Consider the following 1,059-nt stretch of genomic DNA (forward strand, 5'->3'; position numbering starts at 1 on the left):
GAAGAGGCTTCGCGGATGCTGCAATCGCTATAGGCCCGCATGCCGGAGCTGAGCCCTGCGTAAATCGTAAGTCGACTGAAGATTCATCCAGAACTCAGGCGTGGTGTTGAGGTGGATTGCCAGTCTGATTGCCAGATCGGCGCAGATCCTGAGCTGGCATTTCACAAGCTTCTCGATCTCGGTTTCAGGCCAGTTCGTGGGCATGGCCAAGTCCATGACAGTCATGCCCAACGGCTCCATGAATTCCTTATTCAGAACTTCGCCGGGATGAATCGGGCGCATACCATTGCGGTTCATTTGTCGCCTCCAGAGGCTGCATTGAGCGGCCAAACTGGAGCACCCGACTTTGCATTACAAGACCGTTGAGTCCCTTTCGCTGACGTCCTACAACTATTAGGGCATGCCCCTACAAAAATCAGCGTCCCCGCCTGGTTATGCCGTCCTTACCCCCCTCATTACATTGGCAAACGAAAATGTACCCGTCAGGATGGAGGTCTCTGTGAAAGATAAAAAGAGGAAGACAAAGCTACTTCTGATTGTTGAACTACGCCTCGAAGCACTCCGACTGGCTGGAAATATGTCAGCCAATCAACGGAGGTTTATTGAAGTCGCCGTTACGTGCGGGCCTGAGCTTGAGCCAAGCGGCCTGCTGTCGGGCAGAAAATCCTGAATCAAAAAAGAAAAAGGCGTCCGACAGGACGCCGTTTTTCTTTTTTTAGGAGTAGTCGCAGCGAACTTTTAGCTCCCAAGCCGTATCACCCTGAATCCGCCCAAACCAACGTCCTTCACTTACGTAAGTACCGTCCTACAAGAACTGTCCCCCACGCCTGATTACGTGAGTATCCCCACCTTCGCTACCTTCTGCGGCCTGATCCAAACAGAACTCAGACAATGCGAAGAAAAGGAAAAGGGACCGAGCTCCGTAATCAGACACTCAAATCCGAAGCCCGCAAGCTTGCACACCAAACCGTATCCATGGACCCGGAAGCATTAGCTGCCGGGGTGGATGCAACATTACTCGGAATTGAGCCAATTACTCCTGTAGCAATCAATGCATAC

The 1,059-nt window shown here is 51.9% G+C and carries 1 protein-coding gene; it reads right to left on the bottom strand.

Annotated features, from left to right (window positions below):
• Positions 1-27 precede the first annotated feature (27 nt).
• On the bottom strand, positions 28-297 hold the full coding sequence (locus tag HT737_RS14370; protein WP_182402989.1) for a HigA family addiction module antitoxin: 270 nt from the start codon (positions 295-297) through the stop codon (positions 28-30).
• Positions 298-1,059: the final 762 nt, after the last annotated feature.

This window comes from Pseudomonas sp. MD195_PC81_125 (assembly GCF_014060985.1).
GTDB lineage: Bacteria > Pseudomonadota > Gammaproteobacteria > Pseudomonadales > Pseudomonadaceae > Aquipseudomonas > Aquipseudomonas parakoreensis.